This window comes from Psychrobacillus mangrovi (assembly GCF_037104765.1).
GTDB lineage: Bacteria > Bacillota > Bacilli > Bacillales_A > Planococcaceae > Psychrobacillus > Psychrobacillus mangrovi.
On the sequence record NZ_JBAWSY010000019.1, the window covers coordinates 1 to 22,277 of the forward strand.

Here is a 22,277-nt window from a genome sequence, read left to right on the forward strand (position 1 = left end):
TTTCAAATACAACAAAAACCTTCCAAATGAAATTCGGAGGGTTATTTGAGTTGCACATTTTTAGTATAGCATGAACCGGTTTTCGATTTAAAATGTTTTTCTTGACATTCTATTAGCTGGTTTAGTTTATGTGTAACATTTCACAATGAATCACCGAAATCTACTTGTTATTTTGGACGTAAAAATAGACCATCGAAATGATGGTCTTATTTAACTAAAGCACCTATTAGTTGAACAAGAATACTAAGTTTGTTATGGAGCACAACACTTATTATTAAAATCAAATTTTGAGTTAATTTCTTTTAAAATAAAAAGAGTTAGACTACATACATCAAATAAGTACAATGTGACCAAAAAAGATGAAAACTTCTAATGAATCGACTGCTTGTTTTTAATTCGATGCTGGAACGACAAAGTAGCTAAAAATACAGTTACTCCCCACAAGAACAATCCTCCGTAAGTTACCATATACACCCATATGGCTAACCCCTCGGTGTCTCCTTTTGGGAGAACTCCTAAAAATTGAAGAGCCGTCAAGCAGCAAATTAGAACTGTCAATACCCCGACTGACCATCCAGATATAATTAATACCCTATTTGATAATTTCTCCCCCCAGGAAGTCACGAAAGCCAATGCAAATAAAGATGCCAATATGGCCAAAATAGCTGTGAAGTCAATTCCAAGGTTATATAACGTATTTAGAAAAGCCGGTCCTTTCTCTAGTGTATCACCAAACCCTGCTACATTTTGTACAGCTTCTTTTGTTGTAATTCCTACCGTTGATCCCCATGCCCAAAGCGATTTTAAAATCGCATACGGCAACAATGCAAGAGCTGCAACATAGCCCCAGCCTTTAGTGATATAAGTTTTACGCCCTATTTCCAACCTCATATGTTTCTACACCTCCTACTACTCTATTAAGGCTATATATTGAATCCCCTACGTTTATAATTAAATGCGTTTCCATTATAAATATTCCCACTCCTTTGAATATCTTAGCTTTAATGATACATGGGAGGAGTTTTATAATAGCGGGTCCGGAGTTATATTTTTAACTCCGTCTGGAGTCTTATTTATAACTACGTCTAAAAAATCACTTCGTCAATATTCCGTTGAATCGCCACAGTATTGCTTACACCCCTTCTTCATCTAACCTGCCGCTTTCGTATTATAAGGTCAGCAAGAGAAATCTGGTTGACTATTTTTTATTCAATTTATAGATTGATAGTAGCCGGGGTAGAACGGACCTGCCCGTGGGACTTGATCCCGACAACTAAACAGTTCGCCCTCTACTTGTTAACACATGATTAGGCTGGTTGGGACATGATGATCTCGTATAACAAGCGAAGATATGAATAACAAGGTAGATAGCAACTTTCTACGTTAGAGCGTGAGATTGATCAGTTAGCGGCACAACTTGAAGAATATGAATTACTCCAATCAATTCCCGGTGTAGGTGAAAAAATCGCAGCCACGATTATTTCCGAAATCGAGGAAATTGACCGGTTTAATCTTCCCAAAAAGTTAGTAGCATTTGCAGGACTTGATCCAAGTGTGTTTGAATCAGGTCGCTTTAATGGTACGAAAAATCACATTACCAAGCGTGGCTCAGCTAGGCGACGTCATATGCTTTATACTGCCGTTTTCACAAACCTTTTCTTAGATGTAGGGTAGTTGTCATCATACCATTATACGAAAAATCAACCTTTACCTTTTACATAGCCATTTTATATAACAAATAACTCTATTCCTTCGTGGAAAATCCATTATATTCAGGATTTAGAAATGCTATATATCGATAACAATTTACACTCATAAAAATTCTATTTACAAGTTAAATTTATAGGAGTATTATTACTTGCAGTTTCATATTTCTAAATCGCTTAATTCATTTGAAGCGGGGGAACCATTGTGGCATTTATGCTCATGGGGTGAATCCTACGAATCTAGGAAGGGCTACTCTTTTGCCCTAATCCGACAGCTAACCTCGTAAGCGTTCTGAGAGAGGAATTGGAACTAGTGAGAATGAAATAATTTCCACTAGGCTATTACCTATGCCTTGTGGATTTTTTTTGTACTTATTCTTCATTTTGTGATGTTATGTAATGAAAAAAAGAAGTAACTTTTTTCGAGCTTTGTTTCTAGAATTGATTTTTGGGGAGTGTTCGTATGCGAGGAATTAAGAAGAAAAGAAATGTAGTTTCCCCTCCTGTTATTATTGCAGGAAGTTTCTTGTTTTTAATAATGATTGGGACACTCTGTTTAAAGCTCCCGTTTGCTACTACGACCTATATATCATGGACGGATGCATTATTCGTAGCAACGTCAGCAACTACAGTAACTGGGCTCAGCGTCTTTGACCCTGGTACTACGCTCACTCTATTTGGGGAAATTGTATTAATGATTTTAATACAGTGTGGTGGTATCGGCTTGATGACATTTGCAGTAGCCATACTTATTATTCTTAAAAAGAAAATAGGGCTACAAAATCGTATTTATATGCAAGAATCATTTAATCAAGAGTCAATAGGTGGCATTATCAAATTAGTTAAGCTGATTTTATCATTTGTTTTATCGGTTCAACTATTTACAATTATCATTTTGACCCTACACTGGATACCAATTTTCGGGTTTAAGGATGCGCTTTATTTAAGTGTTTTCCACGTTATTTCTGCTTTTAATAATGCAGGTTTTTCCTTGTTTCCAGATAACTTAATTGGCTTTGCAAATGATCCGATTGTGAACATAGTTTTATCAGCTCTGTTTATACTTGGTGGGCTAGGTTTTACCGTTTTATATGATATTCATCAGAAAAAGTCGTTTAAGGAATGGTCACTTCATACGAAAATGATGATTGTAGGAACAATTATAATTAATGTTGTAGCAGTCGTTATAGTTTTCTTACTTGAATATGATAATCCAGCAACTATCGGTAATATGCTGTTATATGAGAAAGTGATGGTTTCCTACTTTCAAGGCGTATCGCCTCGTACTGCAGGATTCAATACTATAAATTATGGTGATATGAAAGATCCTACGATTCTTTTTACTATGGTCTTAATGTTTATTGGAGCAGGAAGTGCATCTACAGCATCTGGGATAAAGCTAACTACTTTTATGGTAATCATTCTTGCAACGATTGCCTTCTTACGCCAACGAAGCGAACCAGAATTATTTGGACGATCAATTAGAATCGATATTGTAATCCGTTCTTTAGCTATTGCAACAATTGGATTATTCATCGTCTTTTCATTTATGTTTATGTTAACAATAACCGAAAAGATTCCCTTTCTACCTCTTGCATTTGAAGTCGTATCAGCTTTTGGAACAGTTGGTTTGTCAATGGGAATCACAGCTCAACTTAGTGACATAGGCGAATTACTTCTATGTATGGTCATGTTCGTGGGACGAATTGGTCCATTAACCTTATTTTTCTTGCTAATGAAACCAAAAAAAATACATTATCGCTATCCATACGACCAAGTATTTACAGGATAAATATTAAGGCTCGTCGCACTGATGATGCACTTTTTTCTGAAGATAAATCTAGCAGCTTTTTTGGGAGAGATTTATTTTATGTACTTTCTTCTTCAACTAAATGATTCTTTAGTTGAAGAAGAAAGGGTCTATCAAAAGCTTAGTACTATCAACTAATTTTATCCTTCATTACTGAAGAAACTCTCTTAGCATTTTATGGATATTATACTATAGGAATTCTATTACACACTTTTTTGAAATTTACTATGACCGTCTTTTAAACCTACTAGCTCAAAGCCATTGCTCTTATAAAAATTATTAAGTTTTACATTGTCAGCAACACAATCTAGTTTTATATATTCTATATCTCTTCTAATATTCTTTTGAATCCACTCCAAAATACTTTTCCCTATTCCTTTGCTCATATAATTGGGCTGGATTGCGAGTCTATGTAAATAAAGCGAAGTTGATGTAATATCATCCCCCCAAATATGCATATCCCATTCACTTTGTTTCGATAAAAGTGTGAATGTCGCTACAAGATCATCTTCTTTTAAAACAATATATGTGTTTCGATTATTTATATCTTGCTCGATTTCTTTATCTTCACCGCTATCTAACAGAAATCTCCATTGGTTTATTTCTTTTTTCTTCAGCCATAAAGCAACTTGCTTTAACATGTCAATAATAGTCATGCTTTTATCGTTAGTAGCAATAATTATTTTAAAATCTTCCAAGTTATCGGTCTGCATTTAATACCTCCTACCTATGGAATAATGTTAGCTGACATTTATAAAAGTATTGGCAAGTATATGTCTACATCTTCCTCATTATTTTCATTTTGATGATATGTTTCAACAATATAAGATTCAAGATCCCTTTGAAATCCTTGTTCATCTGCCCATGTTAATAGTTCTTTATGTAGTTTTCCAATATCAGATATTTTACCTCTGATATTAACGTAATCCTGTGTAGTTTCAATATATTCCATACCGGTTGGAACTTCATTTAAAGTTCCATTAACAATTAACCCTACATAATACTGTCCCTTGATATGGTTATCGTTTCTTTTTGGTTCATATAAGGCAATTTCAGTTTGCGAACTATTTTTTATCTCATTTGCTCGTCTCAAAAATTGCTGGGCAAACTTAGGAACTTCACTCCCAAAATCAGCAAAGACACCACTATTTTTCATACCTACTACCTTAAAATTCTTTTTTATCTGTTTGATTTCCATATCCCCATATAGCCCCCTAACTGTATTTACAAATAACACTCCCAAACACCTTTAATACTTTTAGCAGTTATTCATAACTTCTTCTTACAGTTTACAGTCACACTAAATCTAAAAATTTTGGACTCAATTCACTCCACACATCAAACTTGTTACCGTCCAGATCATGAAATACAAAGTTCCTTCCAGCGTGTCCTCTGTTTTCAATTTCTCCCACTTTTATCTCTTTTTCTAAAAAGTCTTTATGAATATTTTCTAAAGCAACTAAACCATTCACTTCAAATGTCATTGAAAAACGTTCTTCCCCGTGAATATCATAGAAGTTAGAACTTTGGCCATCTTTTGCTCGAACAAGAAATAAACTTTGGTTAGCTAAATTTAGAATAGCTTTATCCTCATCCTTATAGCTAAGCTCTGCACCTAATTTGTTTATATACCATTCGGATGAAAGCCCTACATTTGATACTGGTATATAAGAAGTTCCTACTCTTAACAATTTGTTGTTCAAATCATTTGTCACCCCTTTTTAAATGTTACTAATATATTCTATATTTTTATGTTTATTTCCTCTTTGAAAACGACTAATTTTTTTTACAAATCCAAATAAGTGATACCTTTATTAATATAAAAATGTATTGTGTGAAACAAGAGCTTATAGTTAACATTTTCAACTTTAATGCTAATATTTTTATTCTTTTTGGAAAACATAGGAAAAAGCGACTTTTGAAAAGTCGGGTTCAAAATATGAAAGTTTTGTCTTTGACTCAGCCGTGATGGACGAATCGTAGAAGGTAATGATTTTTTTATAGGTGGCTATATGTGGAAAGTTAGCGACATGGAATGGTGGACGAATTAATTCCTGCTAAAGGAAAGCTTGAAATATGGGAGCATGTCTTATAACATAAATTGACCCATACGGCTTTCCTTTTAGTAAAAATAAAAATCTTAATAGATAAGTTTTAGCAGCTTAGTCATTTTTAAAGCCTTTATCATAAATTCTTCCCATTGTAACAGTATTGTAAAATTGACCGTCTGAGAGAATTTTGTCATTTTGTAATATTCCTTCAATATTAAAACCAAACTTTTTATAAAGATTTATCGCTTTGTCGTTTGTTTCTAAAACATTTAAAGTAATTTTTTTAAATCCATTTGAATCTGCCCAAGAAATAGATTCCTTTAATAGGTTTGATCCAATCTTGAGACCCCAGTAGTCTTTTAATACACCTACACCAAATTCTACTTTATGTGCAAAGCGTTTCAAATGATTTCCTTCACACCTTGAAAAAGCGACAATCCTATCGTTGACCTCGGCAACTAAAAAAAGATTGCGTTTACTTTCTATATCAGTTTTGATTATTCTTTCAAAATCAAGTGGATCTAAGTATGCTTCACCTTTTTCTCTGTCCAGATTTTCTGTCTCACCATCAATTTGCAATCTTATTTCAGACAATTCTTTTGAATCATTAACCATTGCTGATCTTATCGTATAATTTATACCATTAACATTAAACTTCTTTTTGTTTATTATCATATAGGCTCCTTTCTTCTTAATTTCTATAAGATAATTTTAACCTCTATCAATAAATTCTTTCAATCTTTTCTAGCTTTAGCTCAATCATAGTAAGTTCTATCTTTAAAGATTCTGAAAAATACTTACTTTGCTCATACTTATAGCTTTAGACCTATAAAGCCGTTGTACTTTAATTATGCATAAGCATTTCAAATTCTTCCTGAAGATATAATTCTAAAGTAGGAAAGTGGCTTTACTTTTTTATAAAAGTAAAGCTCCCGTTAAGTTAACAAAAACAAAAGAGCGTGGTAGAGGAGAAATATTGAAATAGTTGGTTATAATGTATGTTATAAAGCTATTCAAGTAGAAATCCGAACAACAAACTAGAAATTCATTGTTGTTAATGGGGAAATAATTAATTCTTATAAGATGTATATATAAGCATTTGAAAAGGTAATATTTACGAAGTATAATGCTGTACTTCTGTCGCTTTTCACATGGCTTACATTATGTTTTCTTCATTTGTTATGACACTCTGTCTGATTTGACTATGGTTCATTTTTTCATTCTATGATTGGGTTGGATTTATAGAAGAATTAAATTATTTTTTGTAATATCACATAGATCCAGGTTCGACAATAGTTAAGTTTATTGTACTTAATTGAATACGATGAAAAGTATCTGTGTATAAGAAAAATGCCTACCAAATCTTCAAACAATTTAGTAGGCATTTTAACTTTTTTTAGAAAAAGGAACTACAACCCGTATTTCATTTTTTTCTGGTTCAAGTCGGTATAGTTATAGTAAAGGTTGTACCAACTCCTTTTTTGCTTTGAACATCAATTTTCCCTTTCATTTTGCTAATTGTTCCATAGACTAATAGCATCCCAAGTCCGGTCCCCTCTTTTTTATTTGAATAGTATGGTTTACCTAAATGAAGAATCTCATCTTTGGTCATTCCTACACCACAATCTTTTATATTAATCATTATATAATTGCCTTGCTCCGTTACATCAACATATAAAGTACCGCCTTCACCCTTCATAGCTTCAATGCCATTTTTCATCAAATTGATAAAACATTGTTTTATCTGATTTTGATCATATTCCTTTTTTAATGAGTTCGAAAATGTAGAGACAATCTCAACTTTATTGTAAAGTGCAAATGGACTTAATACATTTTGTACGTACTCCATATCTTCTTTTAAGTTTGAATAAACCATATGCTCTGATTGTGGTTTAGAAAATGCTAAATAATCACTTAAAATGCTCTCCGCACGTAACAATTCTTTTAAAGAATAATCTATGTATACCTTATCTTGAGTTGAAATAGTTTTTGAGACATTCAATAATTGAAGAAACCCTTTTGTAACGGTAAGCGGATTTCGTATTTCATGGGTTACACTTGCAGAAAGTTCACTCATGACATGTAGACGCTCCGTTCGAAGGTGGTTCTCCCTATTTTTGATGTTGGAAATTATCTTTTCAATCATAACCATATTTAGCGACATCACCAAAATAGAAGCAAACAACATAAAAAATGCTGATGACCAATATTCATTCGTTAATACATCAAAATAATTAGACAATGCAATCAGATATATAATAACATTCAAGGTTGAAACAATTACCGCAATTATTATTCGTCTTTTTGGATTATATTCGTTGAATCGTTTAGATAATAATGGTATGACAATAAAAGCCAAAGTCGAATGGACAAAAGATTGTAATGTACCTTCTCCTCCAATAATAAATCGATATACATTCAGTAAGAGGTAAAGCGGAAACAAACCTTTATATCCACCGTAAAGTCCTGCTATTATAAAAGCGATATACCGCAAATCAATAATGAATCCCAATTCCAATTCAATTGGATATATCATGCAAAGAATCATTGATATAGAGAAAGAAAAAAGAATGAGGGAATAGTTAAATTCCCTTTTATAATTATCAAAAAAGATGACAAATAGTAGCACCGGAAAAACCATAAATAAAATATTAATCAAAAAAGTTTCTAACATTAGATACCCTCCTCTCTTCTGTTTTAGCAGGAAGAGATTCTTTTTACTACTTTAAAATTACTAAACTCTGCAGTGTGAACCCCATTATACATGATATTACTATTTCTAAATACATATCCTTTAAACTTTAAACTAAAAAAGTTTATAAAACTTTTAAAGAGGTAGATATTTATAAAGAACCTATTATAGGAGGTATTCACAATGAAAAGAAGAATGATAGCTTTACCATTAGCTTTATCTTCCTTTTTTTTACTAGGTGCTTGTGGAGAAGATGACAAAGATATAGAAGAAATTGAAGTGAATGATCCATTATTAGAAGATGATGGCCAAAATGACGGTGGTGTACCTGATGAGAAAACAGAGGACTCGGATGCTGAGAACTCCGGATCATAAAGAATTTATAATGCAACAATATGAATCCCATTTGCTACTCTATTATTAGTGTAGCAAATGGGATTTTGTCAATCTTGTTATATATAGCACCGGAAAAAAGACAACAAATAAGTGTTTGTTCCATTTTTCCCCAGCAAATTATTTAGTGAAATATTGTCGCCACCAGCCAATCTCACGATTAAGCTTCTTCCGATATGTAAAAAAGACTCAAAACCATTTCTAAAATGATTTTGAGTCACTCGATGTTAATAAACAGATGTATTTTCTTTTGATATATTTTCTAATATTTCTTTTACTCGCGCTAAGAAGCGACCACAAACTAGACCGTCAAGTACGCGGTGATCTAATGACAGGCAAAGGTTTACCATATCACGCGCTGCAATCATGCCGCCATCCATAATAACAGGACGTTTCACGATAGATTCTACTTGAAGAATTGCTGCTTGCGGGTAGTTGATGATTCCCATAGACTGAACAGAACCAAATGAACCTGTGTTGTTCACAGTGAAAGTTCCACCTTGCATTTCATCTGATTTTAATTTTCCAGAACGTACTTTAGCTGCAAGATCATTTACTTCTCTAGCTATACCTTTAATGGTTTTTTCGTCCGCGTATTTAATAACAGGTACAAAAAGCGCATCTTCAGTAGCTACAGCGATTGAAATATTGATATCTTTTTTCTGAACAATTTTATCTCCGGCCCACATTGAATTCATCATAGGGAATTCTTTCAGCGCTTGTGCAACTGCTTTTACGAAGAAAGCAAAATAGGTCACATTGAAGCCTTCTTTTTGCTTAAACTCATTTTTTATAGAGTCACGGTAGTTAACCAAATTTGTAACATCCACTTCTATCATTGTCCAAGCATGTGGGGCTTCGTGTTTACTTCGTAGCATATTTGCAGCGATAGCTTTGCGAACACCTGTTACAGGAATTTCTATATCACCAACTGCAACTGGAATATTAGCAGGAGCTGATTTTGGGGCAGATGTTGTCTGCTGTGTTGCATGTACTTGCTCTTCTTCAGTGGTTTTAGGAGCAGCAGCTGGTATTTCACCGCTTTCAATGATTTTCAGTAAATCTTTACGAGTGATACGTCCTTCATTACCCGTACCATTTACTAGTGATAGATCAATACCATGTTCTTGCGATAATTTTAATACAGCAGGAGAATAGCGTGCTTTAGCACCTTTTTCACGTTCAATTGGAGCAGGTGTAGTATGTTTTTGCACTTCAGTTGGTTTTACTGTTTCAGCAGTCGGCTGTTCAGGAGCAGCTTCTTTTACTTCTTCAGTAGAGCCACCTTCCGTTTCAATTGTACAAACTATTTCTCCAACAGCAAGTGTATCTCCTTCGTTGGCAATAAGCTCTTTAATAACACCTGTAAAAGAAGAAGGTACTTCAGCTGTTACTTTGTCTGTATTTACTTCAGCAAGTGCATCGTATTTATTTACATGATCCCCTGGCTTTACTAACCATTTTTCAATTGTTCCCTCGGTTACACTTTCACCAAGTTGGGGCATTTTAATTTGTTCCAGAGCCATATGAATTCCTCCTTCCTGTTAATATTCCGCTAGCTCGCGCATCGCTTTTTCGACTTTGTCTGGATTAATCATAAAGAATTTTTCCATCGTTGGTGCATATGGCATAGCAGGAACATCAGGACCGGCAAGACGCATTATCGGAGCATCAAGATCAAATAAGCAGTTTTCTGCAATAATTGCAGCAACCTCACTAATAATGCTACCTTCTTTGTTATCTTCTGTAACAAGCAATACTTTTCCTGTTTTAGAAGCAGCTTCAATAATTGCTTCTTTATCTAAAGGATAAATCGTACGTAAATCTAGAATATGGGCAGAAATTCCGTCTTTTTCTAATCGCTCAGCTGCTTGGAGTGCAAAGTGAACAGCTAGACCATACGTAATAACTGTAATATCTTCCCCTTCACGTTTTACATCTGCTTTTCCAATTTCAATTGTATAATCATCTTCTGGTACTTCACCCTTGATTAAACGATAGGCACGCTTATGCTCAAAGAACATTACTGGGTCTTCATCACGAATAGCTGCTTTTAGTAAACCCTTTGCATCATATGGAGTAGATGGAATAACAATTTTCAATCCTGGTTGGTTTGCAAAAATTGCCTCAACTGACTGGGAATGATAAAGGGCACCATGAATACCACCACCGAAAGGAGCACGAATAACAATTGGACAGGTCCAATCATTATTGGAACGATAACGAATTCGAGCAGCTTCAGAAATAATTTGATTCACGGCTGGCATGATAAAATCAGCAAATTGCATTTCTGCAATCGGACGTAAACCATACATTGCTGCACCAATTCCTACTCCAGCTATAGCAGATTCCGCAAGTGGTGTATCAAGGACACGATATTCTCCAAACTCATCATAAAGGCCATTTGTTGCCTTAAAAACGCCACCTTTACGTCCAACGTCTTCACCTAAGATGAAGACACGCTCATCGCGAGTCATTTCTTCTTTCATTGCAAGTGTGATTGCATCGATATAAGACATAACTGCCATTATGCATTCCCCCCATCTTTTTCAGCGTATACATGCTTCATTGCATCTTCTGGAGCAGCATAAGGAGCATTTTCAGCATAGTCAGTAGCTTCATTTACTTCTTTCATCACACGTTCATTTATTTCTTTTTCTAATTCCGTGGATAAAATATCAAGATCTCTTAAATATTTTGCAAATGTAATAAGAGGGTCCAAAGCTTTACCTTCTGCAATGTCTTCCGCAGTTCGATACTGACGGTCATCATCATCAGAAGAGTGGGCTGTCAAACGGTATGTCACTGCTTCAATTAAACTAGGTCCCCCACCACTACGAGCACGGTCGGCTGCTTCTTTTACTACTTTATATACTTCAATAGGGTCTTTACCATCTACAGTAACTCCTGGCATACCATAACCGATAGCACGATCGGCTACATTTTTACTCGCCACTTGGCGTTCAAATGGAACAGAAATTGCATATTTGTTGTTCTCAACCATAGTTATACAAGGTAATTGGTGTACTCCTGCAAAGTTTAACCCTTCGTGAAAATCTCCTTGGTTAGAAGAGCCCTCACCTAGTGTTACGAATGTAATAAAATCTTTTTTCTCAATTTTAGCAGCTAATGCTACACCTACCGCGTGTGGTAATTGGGTAGTAACAGGTGAAGAGCCGGTTAATATTCTATTTTTCTTTTGACCAAAATGACCTGGCATCTGACGGCCTCCAGAGTTTGGATCCTCTGCTTTTGCAAAGGCAGATAACATCAAGTCTCTAGGTGTCATTCCAAAATGTAAGACTACTCCCATATCTCGATAATATGGTGCTATATAATCTTTTGTATTATCAAGCGCATATGCCGCTCCTACTTGTGCGGCTTCTTGACCTTGACAGGAAATAACGAATGGAATTTTCCCTGCTCGGTTTAATAACCACATACGTTCATCAATACGACGAGCCATTAGCATCGTTTCAAACATTTTCAGCACGTCTTCATTAGTTAAACCTAATTCATCATGACGATTTTTTGTCATCAGAATTCCTCCTTTTACATATGAATAGCTTTACCATCAACAGCTAAAGCTGCTTCACCCATAATTTCGCTAAGCGTTGGGTGCGGATGAATCGTATGTGCTATTTCCCATGGTGTTGCATCTAGAACCATTGCAAGACCTGCTTCAGATATCATGTCTGTTACGTGTGGTCCAATCATATGAACTCCTAAAATGTCATTTGTAACTTTATCCGCAACAATTTTAACAAAGCCATCTGATTCCCCGTATACAAGCGCTTTTCCAATAGCTTTAAATGAGAACTTTCCTACTTTAACTTCAAAGCCCTGTTCTTTTGCTTGTTGTTCAGTAATACCTACACTAGAAGCCTCAGGACTAGAATAGATACAACGAGAAACTAATTTATAGTCAATAGGCGATACGTTATTGCCTGCTATATGTTCAATAGCATTAATACCTTCATGACTTGCTACATGAGCTAACTGAAGTCCACCAACAACGTCACCGATAGCATAAATATGTGATTCTTTAGTTTGGAATGTTTCAGACACTTGAATAAATCCATTTTCAACTATTATGTCAGTATTTTCTATTCCAATACCTTCAACATTTGCTTGTCGACCAACAGAAACGAGCATTTTTTCTGCAGTAAAAGATATAGTTTCTCCTTTTAGCTCTGCAGATATAGTTACCTGATTATCACCAGTTTGGAGTGTCTCAGGTAGAACCTTAACACCAGTGGAAATGTTTACCCCTTTTTTAGATAGAAGCTTTTGCATTTCTTTAGAAATATCCATATCTTCTGTAGGGATAATACGATCAGCATATTCAATAACTGTTACTTCTACACCAAAATCATTTAACATAGAAGCCCACTCGATACCAATTACTCCTCCACCAACGATTAAAATTGATTTCGGCAATTCTGTCATAGCTAATGCTTCATCAGAGCTCATAACATTTTCCCCATCAATTGTTAGACCAGGTAGTGTACGTGGTCTTGAACCAGTCGCGATTAGTACATTTTTAGGAATAAGCATCTCGTTTTCCTCACCACTATTCATCTCCACTGAAATAGTTCCTCCTGGAGAAGGTGAGAAAATTGATGGTCCTAACATTCTTCCTGTACCTTCATAGACATCGATTTTCCCTTTTTTCATCAAGCCTTGCACACCTTGATGTAATTGGTTGACAATGGATTCTTTTCTAGATTGTACACGAGTAAAATCAAGTGTAACTTCAGAAGTATTTACTCCAAAATCTGCGGCATGATTTTTTGTTGTAGCATAGACTTCAGCACTTCGAAGTAAGGCTTTACTAGGAATACAACCTTTATGCAAACAGGTACCACCTAAATTTCCTTTTTCAACGATTGCTGTTTTTAAACCTAATTGTGCTGAACGAATAGCAGCAACATAACCACCTGTACCGCCACCGATTATGACTACATCATATTCTTTTGCCAACTGTTACATCTCCTTATTTAACCACTTAGAAGGCCGCTTAACTGTTAGGAAAAACGGCCATTTATTATATAATGATTGTGGTTGTTTGTTTTATCTTCCTGTAATGATATGTTTTCCGTTTTGTAAAAATTGGCTGCGTGATTTACTTACGCGTGCAATACGCTCTTCTGCTAAGCGGTCCGCTGCAACATAAGTTGGTATACCATCTCGTTTTGAAATTTCAAAGATACGTTCAATTTTATCATAAATACCCGCTACTCGATTCATTGCACGATTATGATTATAACCATATAACTCATCGGCAACATTGATTACTCCACCAGAGTTGATAACATAGTCAGGTGCATAAGCAATTCCCATTTCATGGATTAAATCACCGTGCATAGTATCTTTTAATTGGTTATTTGCAGAACCAGCAATAACTTTTGCTTTTAATTGTGGAATTGTAGAATCATTGATAATTGCGCCAAGTGCACATGGTGCAAAAATATCAGCCTCTTGTGAATAAATTTCATTAACACCAACTTGTAGTGCCCCAAATGCATTCACAGCACGATCAACGGAAGCTTGATTGATATCAGCAACAATAAGTTTAGCACCTTCTTTATGTAAGTACTCACATAATGTGTATGCTACGTTACCAACACCTTGAACTGCTACCGTTTTTCCTTCTAGTGAGTCAGAACCGAAAGCTTCTTTTGCTGCAGCTTTCATTCCAACGTATACACCATAAGCTGTTACAGGTGAAGGGTTTCCTGAAGATCCAAACGCTTCAGAAATACCAGTTACATAATTTGTTTCTTCATGAATTAAATCCATATCCGCAACTGTCGTACCAACGTCTTCTGCGGTTATATAACGTCCATTTAAACCTTGAATAAATCGACCAAAAGCTCGGAACATTTCTTCATTTTTATCTTTCAATGGGTCTCCAATAATAACTGTTTTTCCGCCACCTAAGTTTAGACCTGCAGCAGCATTTTTATAAGTCATCCCTTTTGCCAAACGTAGTGCATCCTCAATTGCTTCTTCTTCAGTAGCGTAGTTCCACATACGTGTACCACCAAGTGCTGGCCCTAATGTAGTATCATGAATAGCAATAATCGCTTTTAATCCAGAAGTTTTATCTTGGCAAAACACCAATTGCTCATAATCATAAGTCTCCATATATTTGAAAATTTCCATCTGTAGTTCCTCCTAGTAGTTAAGTTATTATTTATTTTTTCGAAAATAATTATTTTCGTAAAATACATCCCCATGTAATTTTATGTTTAAAACCCTTTGTGAAAATCGTTGAACATTAGCGTATTTTTACATCCCCATGTAAATACCTATTTAATCTAAATTATATTTTTCTAATTTGTAATATAAAGTACGCAATGAAATGTTAAGTTTTTTCGCCGTTTGCGATTTATTACCTTCACAAACTCGAAGAGCATTTAAAAGCACTTTTTTCTCCATTACATCCATTTGCTCTGCTAACGTACCTAACTGTACTTCTTCTTGTACTTCATCTGAAATAGACAAGATCGATTTTGGTAAATGATGTTCTTCTATTATCCGATCTTGGGCTTCTAAGAAGATCATTGCTCGACTAATAACATTTTCAAGCTCACGTAAATTACCTGGCCAATCATATAAGAGTAAGCTCTCCATCGCTGATTTCGTAAATCCTTCAATATTGCGGCCAAATTCCTTATTTAGTTTAACAAGAAGATGATTCGCAATATCCGGTAAATCTTGTTTTCTTTCCCTTAAAGCTGGTACATGAATTGGCATACGGCTTAGCTGAAAATAAAAATCTTCTCGGAAAGCTCCTTCTCGCATTAACTTTTCAAGATTGAAATAACTAGCAGCTATAAGTCGTACGTCGACTGGAACAGGAGTGGTGCCACCTACTCTCACAATTGCATTCTCTCTTAGCACTCGAAGTAGCTTCGCTTGTGTTCTAATCGTTAACTCGCCCACCTCGTCTAAGAAAATGGTACCCATATTTGCCTCATCAAAAAGACCAGGATAGCTGACTTCACCATCTTCATAACCAAACAATTCACGTTCTAATAGGTGTTCTTCCTGAGAGCTACAATTTACTCGGATAAATTGTTTAAACTTCCTATTACTGGCGCTATGAATCGCATGTGCAAACAATTCTTTTCCAGAACCTACTTCACCCCTTAAAAGCACTGTTACTGGAACGCTTGCGGCAAGCTTTGCTTGATTGATTGCAAATTGAATGGTTTCGGATTTACCAACAATATCTTCAAATGAAAAGCTAAACTCCAAATTCCGAATGAGTGTGCGAGCTTGATCGAGCTCTTTCATTAAAGATCGCATCTCAGTCATATCGTGAATAACACCGACACTGCCCTTTAGTCGGTCATTTACTAAAATTGGAGCAACGTTCACAATAACGTCTTTTTTCTCCTTACCAACTCTTATATTAACTCCACGAATAGGTTTGCGTGTTTGGAGAACTTTTAAATGAATACTTTCTCCATCTGAAATATCGGCTGTTGCAGGTTTTCCTATTACTTCCTCTTCTTTCAAACCTGTAATGCGAGAATAGGCTGGATTAATAAGAATCCCTTTTCCCTCTTCATCTACTACAGAAATAGCATCATCGCTAGACTGTATGATTGCTTCAAGCATTGTTTGTATTTCAGTTAAATTCGTAATTTCTTCTGCAAGTTGTACGACCTCTGTTATATCTTTAAATACTGCAAATGCACCAATCTTTTGTCCTTCCTCATTAATCATAGGATATCTGGAGGTTACTATTTTGGTACCGCTTTCAAGAATTAATTCTTTATTCAACTCAGTCTGTCCTGCTTCAAATACTCTTGGTAACTCACTTTGTGCAATAACATTATAAATGTGCTCGCCTATGGCATCCTCTATAGTGACCTGAGTCATTTTTGAGGCACTTTTATTAAAAAAATTCACGATGCCATTTTCATCAATACCAATCATACCTTCTTCAACTGAGTTAAAAATTAGTTCTTGTGTAGTATTTTTGTTATCTAAAACTTGGATAAATTTATTTTTTTCTTCTAATAATGTGACAATTAAATTTGCAATTTCGCCTGGGATTATTACTGCCGTAGCCGGTCGATTAGATAGTAATTCTAAAAAAACTTCTTTCCTACCCGTGACGTCTATAATTATTTGGATATCACTTTTTAAAAGATGTTTCCAATCGGTATACGTAGGAATATGCTGTTTTTTTGCATATTGCATACCTAGAGCATTTTCGTCAATATCAACTACTGCTTTAACTTGAAGGTAGTCCGCCTCTTCTATTAACTTCAATAGAGCATATCCACCTTTACCAGCTCCAATGATTAATATGTTTTGCAAAAAAATGCACACCCCCATTTTACCTCTGCAACTAATTGCACTTCTTCATAAGCATAACGTATGTTCCATGAGTTGACAATAATTTTCTCACATGTAAAATTAAATTATAGTAGAAAGGCTGAAGGCATCTGTCTTAGACAACTAAAAATGTTTTAATATAATAGCCATCGTATATGATGGATGTTGTCTTGGATGGCGCATGAAGCTTATAAGATACAGGAGTGATAATGTTGGCTCGTTTAGCTGCTTTAATCGTGTTATTGATTCCTGGAATTTTAGCTGCATTTGGGATTAAATTAATGAGAGATACCTTTTTCGGCATACATATTCTCCCTTTTGGTGCTTTATGGTTTCAATTTATTTGTGGAATAGTTTTCACTGTTCTAGGTCTTGGTTTCTTTGCAGGCTTTTTGTTAAACAGAGATCGAAAAAATGGAAAAGTAGCGCCTCGCTTCGAGAAGAAGAAGGACTAGCAATACAAAAAAGACGATGATCAAAAAGGTCATCGTCTCAGATTTTAGACAAAAGGCAGAGTAGCATTTTATTGTGGAGAAGCGTCCGCTCGACTCCTGCTGTAAAAGCTATACAGACGAGAAAGCAATGTTTATAATAGAGAGAAGAAAGGCTTAATTGTAAGCATACAATAGTTGATTTTCGTTTCAGGCGGCGACTCCAGCCGGAATAGCAAATGTTTTCTGCACCGAAAGCGAAGCGGCAGGTGCATGAGCTGAAGACACTGGACTGAGCGGAAGCGGCTGAAGCCATGCCGGCGGAAAGCGTCCGCCTGGAACGGAAATCAACGGTGCCCAGAAAAATAAAATCGAGTATAGCTAAAGTCTGAGACGATGTTCAAATAGATCATCGTCTTTTTTGTATCTTTAATATTTTTTCTGGATAGTCGGTAATCCATCCAATGACACATTCATGAGGATTTTGTACATATTTTTCATTTCCTTTTATATTGTAAAAACGCATAGGAAAACCTGCATTCCAAATGGTGTTCATCAACTCTTTGCCATAAAACTTTTTGTTCAAATGAATTGCGTTGAACTTTTTATTAGAAAGGACATAATCCCAGTCAGAATTCTTTTTCCCTATGAAAGCTGTTTGAACATCTATATTCATCGCTTGAATGGTTTCTAAAATACTAAATTCAAAAGATGAAAAATGAACATCTTTTACTACTCTACTTTTTTCTACGACTTCACGAATCTTTTCACTTTTACCTAGAAAGGATTCTTTTAATTCAACGTTAAGTTTCATGCCTGTTGGTATAACATATTGTAGGAACTCATCAAAAGTTAATACTCGACTACCTATAAACTTTCGAAAGAAACTAGTTCCTAATTTCAGTTGTAAAACCTCTTCTGCAAGCATGTCCGTAATTCTTCGTTTATTGCCTGCTAAACGAAAAAAATCGATATCATGCGTAACAAATGCAACGCCGTCTGCTGATAATTGGAGATCTAGTTCGATGCCATCTACACCAATGTTTACTGCTTTTTTAAAAGCGTTTAAAGAATTTTCCACTGATTTATAAGAAACGCCTCTATGTGCATATACTGGTATGTTAAACATTCAATTCCCCATTTTCTAGCTTAAATTTACCTTTTGTAGGATTTGTTAATAAAGATGACCTGTTGTTTATTTGAATAATTGTACCTGGGCTTGCCTCTTTTGTAATATTAATAAAATAATCAGTTGTTTGCCTTAGCATCTTCAATATTCGCTGTATCTCTATATCCAGTTCTTTAATATTAGTTTGCATTACATTGTACTTTTGTTTCGTTTGTTCATATACGACAATTTGCTCCTTAGACATTGTATCTTTAAACATGTTCAGCTGACTAATTTGAGCATTTAATTTTGTGGATTCGTTTTGTAGCTTCATCAACTCTTCTGCTTTTATTTTTGCATTTTCCGTTAATATTTTTCGATTTATGCCTTGCACAATAAGTTCGGTTTTTCTCTCTAAATTATTTCCCGAATATGCAGAAGTGATAGAATTGATAGCAATTGCCTTTCCACCAATAATTTTTCCTTTTCTCTCATCTAAAATAATTTCATTCCCGAATACTGTAGAGCCCAAACTATAAAATCCAATATGAACGGTTTCCTTTGCTTCTAATGTACATTCATTTGCATGTTTGATGAAAATATTTCTGAATGCCTCTACTTTCGTAACATCTTTTCCAAAAATACCACCCTTTATAAAGACATCGCCTTCAGTAGACTTAATGAGCTCTGCGGCATTTACCCCATCTTTAGCTTCAATAGATATATCTCCCGAAGCGACAATAGAATAACCCGGCATAACAGTACCTTTTACCTGAATAGAGCCATCAAATTTTAAATTTCCAGTTTCTAAACCGACATCCCCATCAATTACAAGATGCTTCTGAACGGTCAGCGCTCCATTTACTTCTCCGATTACTCCGTTTATCTTAGAACGCAAGACAGTCTTACCGGCTTCCCCCACTTCATATGCAGTTTGCATGTCATATTTCAATGGTATATCTTCACCCCTACTAGCAGGTATTACTTGACCGAGTATATTTATCCCATTTGTACCCTCTCGTGGAGGAATTTTTTCTCCTAGCCATGATCCTTCTTTGATTTCGACTAAAAAATTCATATCGAAGTAATCTGCTTGTCCGTCTTCATTTATTTCAGGCTTCTTCTCTGCCTGCTGTAAGTAAGTTATTTGAGCATCAGCGCCTTTTTGAGGTGGCAAGCCTGAAGCAACTATGTAAGGTTTTCCTGTATTAACTTTTTGAAGGTCAATTGGAACTTGTCCATAAATAATTTGATGATCAGCAAGAAGGTTACGAATTGTTGTATAAATTTCTTGTGTATGTTCTTGGATATAACTCTGTGATTCATAAATTGTTACTAATGCTTGCATTTTATCAGGGCTTATTTCAAGTTCTATACTATCAATCCAACTGCCAATCTCTATTCGTTCAAGTGATTTCTTATCAACAGCTTTTTTTAAGGCCATAAAATTAGATATTCTTAAACGTCCATATTTGCGAGCCATTTTATCAAATTTCTTCAGATCAAAACTATTATTTCTTATTTCAATAAAAACTCTTCCGTTTTCTTCCAAAAGTTTTACTTCATCTGTTTCTTCTATAATCATAACTGCTTCACAACCTTTCACTTTCAACTTTACTTTCTTTTCAAAAAATATAAATGCCAATATAAAAAGTATCTTCATTTATTATAGCAAAGGAAGATACTTTGTAATGCATAACTTTTCAGTTAATCTATAAATTTCAGCTAGCCATATTCTCCATACGAATTTTATCGGCGATCATCGCGATGAATTCAGAATTAGTTGGCTTGCTTTTCAGATGATGTACCGTATACCCAAACATTTTAGAAATAGTTTCGTAATTTCCACGGTTCCATGCTACTTCGATGGCATGACGAATCGCTCTTTCTACGCGAGATGGAGTTGTTTGGAACTTTTTCGCGATTTCTGGATACAAAACTTTTGTAATAGAACCAAGTAACTCAATATCTGTGTAGACCATTTGAATAGCCTCTCTTAAATAAGAGTAACCTTTTATATGCGCGGGAACACCGATTTCTTTTATAACATTCGTAATGATGTTGTCAATAACTCGTTTATTTTGCATTGCTTCTTTTTCTGGATTAGCTTTGGCCGGCAATGCTTGTATGCTTTCTTTTCTACCTGCCACTTGTTTGATCTGTGTAACTAACCGTTCAAACTCAAATGGTTTTAGCATAAAATAAGATGCACCTAGTTCTGCTGCTTGTTTCATAACATCCTCTTGACCAAATGCAGTTAACATTATAACTTGGAGATTATTGATTTTGTCATTTTTTTGCAAACTATCCAATACAGCAATGCCGTCTAGATGAGGCATAATTATATCTAATAGTAGTACGTCAGGTTCAACTGTTTCGAGTAATTCTAGACAAAGTTTTCCATTAACAGCTGTCCCAACTACTTCTATCTCCGAATGTTTGTCAAAATATGAATCCATTGTCCGAATTAAATCTTTATTGTCATCTACTATTACGATTTTTATTTTCTCCATTTGCCTCATCCACCTTTTGTATTTTTTCACTTAGATAGTATTCGCTCTTTTTTTACGTGTTCCTTTATTTTTGTTAAAAATAAGTCTTTAATAATACGATTTCCTTATATTACGACAATATGGTAAAGGCTTCTTCCCTTTTGTCGAATTTTCTTTATTCCATTGTATATGTAGTTAGAGAAAAAGGCTACACCAAATTTCAGTGTAACCTTTTTCAATTCTAATCATGGATTTTTTTTCATCATTTCTTTTATGGACAAAGCTGCACCGTTTTTTGGTTTATCTACATACATATGCGTGACAACACCGATAAGCTTATCTTGTTGAATAATGGGACTTCCACTCATGCCCTGGAGAATTCCTCCTGTTTTTTCAATGAGCGTTTTATCAATTACTGTAAACTGAAAAAGATAGTCCTCAACAGTCGTAATTTCTATTGAAAAGTCCTGTACTTTTTCGCCATCGATTGAAGTTCGCATAATTGCTTTACCTGTCGTTATTGCTTCCTTGTCAGCTACTTCTACTTCTTGCATAGGAATATTTTCTATTGCATTTTTTTCAAGTTTTCCAAAAATACCGTACACATTATTTTCATTTACTCCTCCAATTGGTGAAGAGTTATTTTGATGAGAAGTAATTTTATATCCTGGCTTACCTGGAATGCTTTTCTTTATTTGTAGTATAGAAGACAAGTATATCGAGCCTTCCGAAAAACTAGGTGTCAAACCGGATGGATGGTCCACAATTTGATGTCCTAAGGCACCAAATTCATTTGTTTCTAAATCAAAATACGTTAATGTACCAATTCCTTCTGTCGCATCTTTTAAAAATGGAAGAAGTTTCAGTATTTGTTCTGAAGTTATTTCTTTCGTATACATATTTTTATTTCGCTCATAATGAATAATGATTTGTTCTTTATCTTTTATATGGGTTTTAATGTCTTCCATTGTTCGAACATTTTTCGAATTGATTTGTTTGATTGCGTCACCTGTACGCAACCAATAATCATCCGTTAATAAGACGTCATTACCTAGCACCACAGCACCGTACTGTAGGTCGATTTGAATGGATTGTCCTAAAGGGACAACTGAGGAAGTAGAGTTTTGTGCAAAAGTGGAATTAACTGCAAAGAATAAAGTAAAGAAAAGTATTGTAATTAGCGACCATATACGATAGCTTGGCTTCATATTTCACCTCCTATACAAATACTATATC

General features: G+C 34.9%; 19 protein-coding genes, 1 pseudogene and 1 riboswitch. Of the genes and pseudogenes, 4 read left to right on the top strand and 16 right to left on the bottom strand.

All coding sequences use genetic code 11. From position 1 onward, the window contains the following. Positions 1–369 precede the first annotated feature (369 nt). Positions 370–891: a hypothetical protein gene (locus WAX74_RS17275; protein WP_336498914.1), complete on the bottom strand. Its 522-nt coding sequence runs from the start codon at positions 889–891 to the stop codon at positions 370–372. Positions 892–1,374: 483 nt separating this feature from the next. Here WAX74_RS17275 and WAX74_RS17280 point away from each other — a divergent pair. Both WAX74_RS17280 and WAX74_RS17285 read left to right on the top strand, forming a co-directional pair. Next, positions 1,375–1,644: pseudogene (locus tag WAX74_RS17280) on the top strand (transposase); the annotation flags it as partial. A 226-nt stretch (positions 1,645–1,870) separates the two neighbouring features. Further along, positions 1,871–2,012: riboswitch (cyclic di-AMP (ydaO/yuaA leader) on the top strand. A 157-nt stretch (positions 2,013–2,169) separates the two neighbouring features. After that, complete coding sequence (locus WAX74_RS17285; protein ID WP_336498915.1) at positions 2,170–3,498, top strand: TrkH family potassium uptake protein; 1,329 nt, start codon at positions 2,170–2,172, stop codon at positions 3,496–3,498. Positions 3,499–3,719: 221 nt separating this feature from the next. Here the strand turns inward: WAX74_RS17285 and WAX74_RS17290 are convergent, their stop codons facing one another. The 5 genes from WAX74_RS17290 to WAX74_RS17310 form a co-directional block, all read right to left on the bottom strand. Continuing rightward, the gene (locus tag WAX74_RS17290) at positions 3,720–4,229 is read right to left on the bottom strand and encodes a GNAT family N-acetyltransferase (RefSeq protein WP_336498916.1); all 510 of its coding nucleotides are present in this window, start codon (positions 4,227–4,229) and stop codon (positions 3,720–3,722) included. A gap of 38 nt (positions 4,230–4,267) precedes the next feature. Next, complete coding sequence (locus WAX74_RS17295; RefSeq protein ID WP_336498917.1) at positions 4,268–4,714, bottom strand: GyrI-like domain-containing protein; 447 nt, start codon at positions 4,712–4,714, stop codon at positions 4,268–4,270. Positions 4,715–4,811: 97 nt separating this feature from the next. Then, on the bottom strand, positions 4,812–5,219 hold the full coding sequence (locus WAX74_RS17300) for a VOC family protein (protein ID WP_336498918.1): 408 nt from the start codon (positions 5,217–5,219) through the stop codon (positions 4,812–4,814). Between the two features lie 459 nt (positions 5,220–5,678). Beyond that, positions 5,679–6,242, bottom strand: a complete 564-nt coding sequence (locus tag WAX74_RS17305) for a GNAT family N-acetyltransferase (protein WP_336498919.1) — start codon at positions 6,240–6,242, stop codon at positions 5,679–5,681. Positions 6,243–7,005: 763 nt separating this feature from the next. Further along, positions 7,006–8,241, bottom strand: coding sequence for a HAMP domain-containing sensor histidine kinase (locus WAX74_RS17310; protein WP_336498920.1), 1,236 nt, complete (start codon positions 8,239–8,241; stop codon positions 7,006–7,008). Positions 8,242–8,442: 201 nt separating this feature from the next. Here WAX74_RS17310 and WAX74_RS17315 point away from each other — a divergent pair, with 201 nt between their 5' ends. After that, positions 8,443–8,634 (top strand): hypothetical protein, encoded by a 192-nt coding sequence (locus tag WAX74_RS17315; protein WP_336498921.1) that lies wholly within the window; start codon positions 8,443–8,445, stop codon positions 8,632–8,634. Between the two features lie 245 nt (positions 8,635–8,879). Here WAX74_RS17315 and WAX74_RS17320 read toward each other — a convergent pair whose 3' ends face one another. The 6 genes from WAX74_RS17320 to WAX74_RS17345 form a co-directional block, all read right to left on the bottom strand. Beyond that, complete coding sequence (locus WAX74_RS17320; protein WP_336498922.1) at positions 8,880–10,178, bottom strand: dihydrolipoamide acetyltransferase family protein; 1,299 nt, start codon at positions 10,176–10,178, stop codon at positions 8,880–8,882. Positions 10,179–10,196: 18 nt separating this feature from the next. After that, positions 10,197–11,180: an alpha-ketoacid dehydrogenase subunit beta gene (locus WAX74_RS17325; protein ID WP_336498923.1), complete on the bottom strand. Its 984-nt coding sequence runs from the start codon at positions 11,178–11,180 to the stop codon at positions 10,197–10,199. Continuing rightward, positions 11,180–12,190, bottom strand: a complete 1,011-nt coding sequence (locus WAX74_RS17330) for a thiamine pyrophosphate-dependent dehydrogenase E1 component subunit alpha (RefSeq protein WP_336498924.1) — start codon at positions 12,188–12,190, stop codon at positions 11,180–11,182. The genes WAX74_RS17325 and WAX74_RS17330 overlap by 1 nt, the downstream gene beginning before the upstream one ends. Positions 12,191–12,204: 14 nt before the next feature. Continuing rightward, a complete protein-coding gene (gene lpdA, locus WAX74_RS17335) occupies positions 12,205–13,635 on the bottom strand; it encodes a dihydrolipoyl dehydrogenase (RefSeq protein WP_336498925.1) in 1,431 nt (476 codons plus the stop codon). A gap of 90 nt (positions 13,636–13,725) precedes the next feature. Continuing rightward, a complete protein-coding gene (gene bcd / locus WAX74_RS17340) occupies positions 13,726–14,820 on the bottom strand; it encodes a branched-chain amino acid dehydrogenase (protein ID WP_336498926.1) in 1,095 nt (364 codons plus the stop codon). A gap of 150 nt (positions 14,821–14,970) precedes the next feature. Beyond that, positions 14,971–16,992 carry a sigma 54-interacting transcriptional regulator gene (locus WAX74_RS17345; RefSeq protein ID WP_336498927.1) on the bottom strand — a complete coding sequence of 674 codons (2,022 nt, stop codon included), beginning with the start codon at positions 16,990–16,992 and terminating at the stop codon, positions 14,971–14,973. A 230-nt stretch (positions 16,993–17,222) separates the two neighbouring features. On the opposite strand from WAX74_RS17345, the gene WAX74_RS17350 reads away from it, so the two are divergent. Next, complete coding sequence (locus tag WAX74_RS17350; RefSeq protein ID WP_053588926.1) at positions 17,223–17,465, top strand: DUF2627 domain-containing protein; 243 nt, start codon at positions 17,223–17,225, stop codon at positions 17,463–17,465. A gap of 385 nt (positions 17,466–17,850) precedes the next feature. On the opposite strand, the gene WAX74_RS17355 is transcribed toward WAX74_RS17350, so the two are convergent. From WAX74_RS17355 to WAX74_RS17370, 4 genes are all read right to left on the bottom strand, one after another. Beyond that, positions 17,851–18,570 carry a glycerophosphodiester phosphodiesterase gene (locus WAX74_RS17355; RefSeq protein ID WP_336498928.1) on the bottom strand — a complete coding sequence of 240 codons (720 nt, stop codon included), beginning with the start codon at positions 18,568–18,570 and terminating at the stop codon, positions 17,851–17,853. Next, the gene (locus WAX74_RS17360) at positions 18,563–20,194 is read right to left on the bottom strand and encodes a DUF342 domain-containing protein (RefSeq protein ID WP_336498929.1); all 1,632 of its coding nucleotides are present in this window, start codon (positions 20,192–20,194) and stop codon (positions 18,563–18,565) included. Before WAX74_RS17360 ends, WAX74_RS17355 begins: the two co-directional genes overlap by 8 nt. 76 nt (positions 20,195–20,270) lie before the next feature. Continuing rightward, on the bottom strand, positions 20,271–21,062 hold the full coding sequence (gene spo0A / locus WAX74_RS17365) for a sporulation transcription factor Spo0A (protein ID WP_336498930.1): 792 nt from the start codon (positions 21,060–21,062) through the stop codon (positions 20,271–20,273). A 224-nt stretch (positions 21,063–21,286) separates the two neighbouring features. Continuing rightward, positions 21,287–22,249, bottom strand: coding sequence for a SpoIVB peptidase S55 domain-containing protein (locus WAX74_RS17370; RefSeq protein WP_336498931.1), 963 nt, complete (start codon positions 22,247–22,249; stop codon positions 21,287–21,289). Positions 22,250–22,277 lie beyond the last annotated feature (28 nt).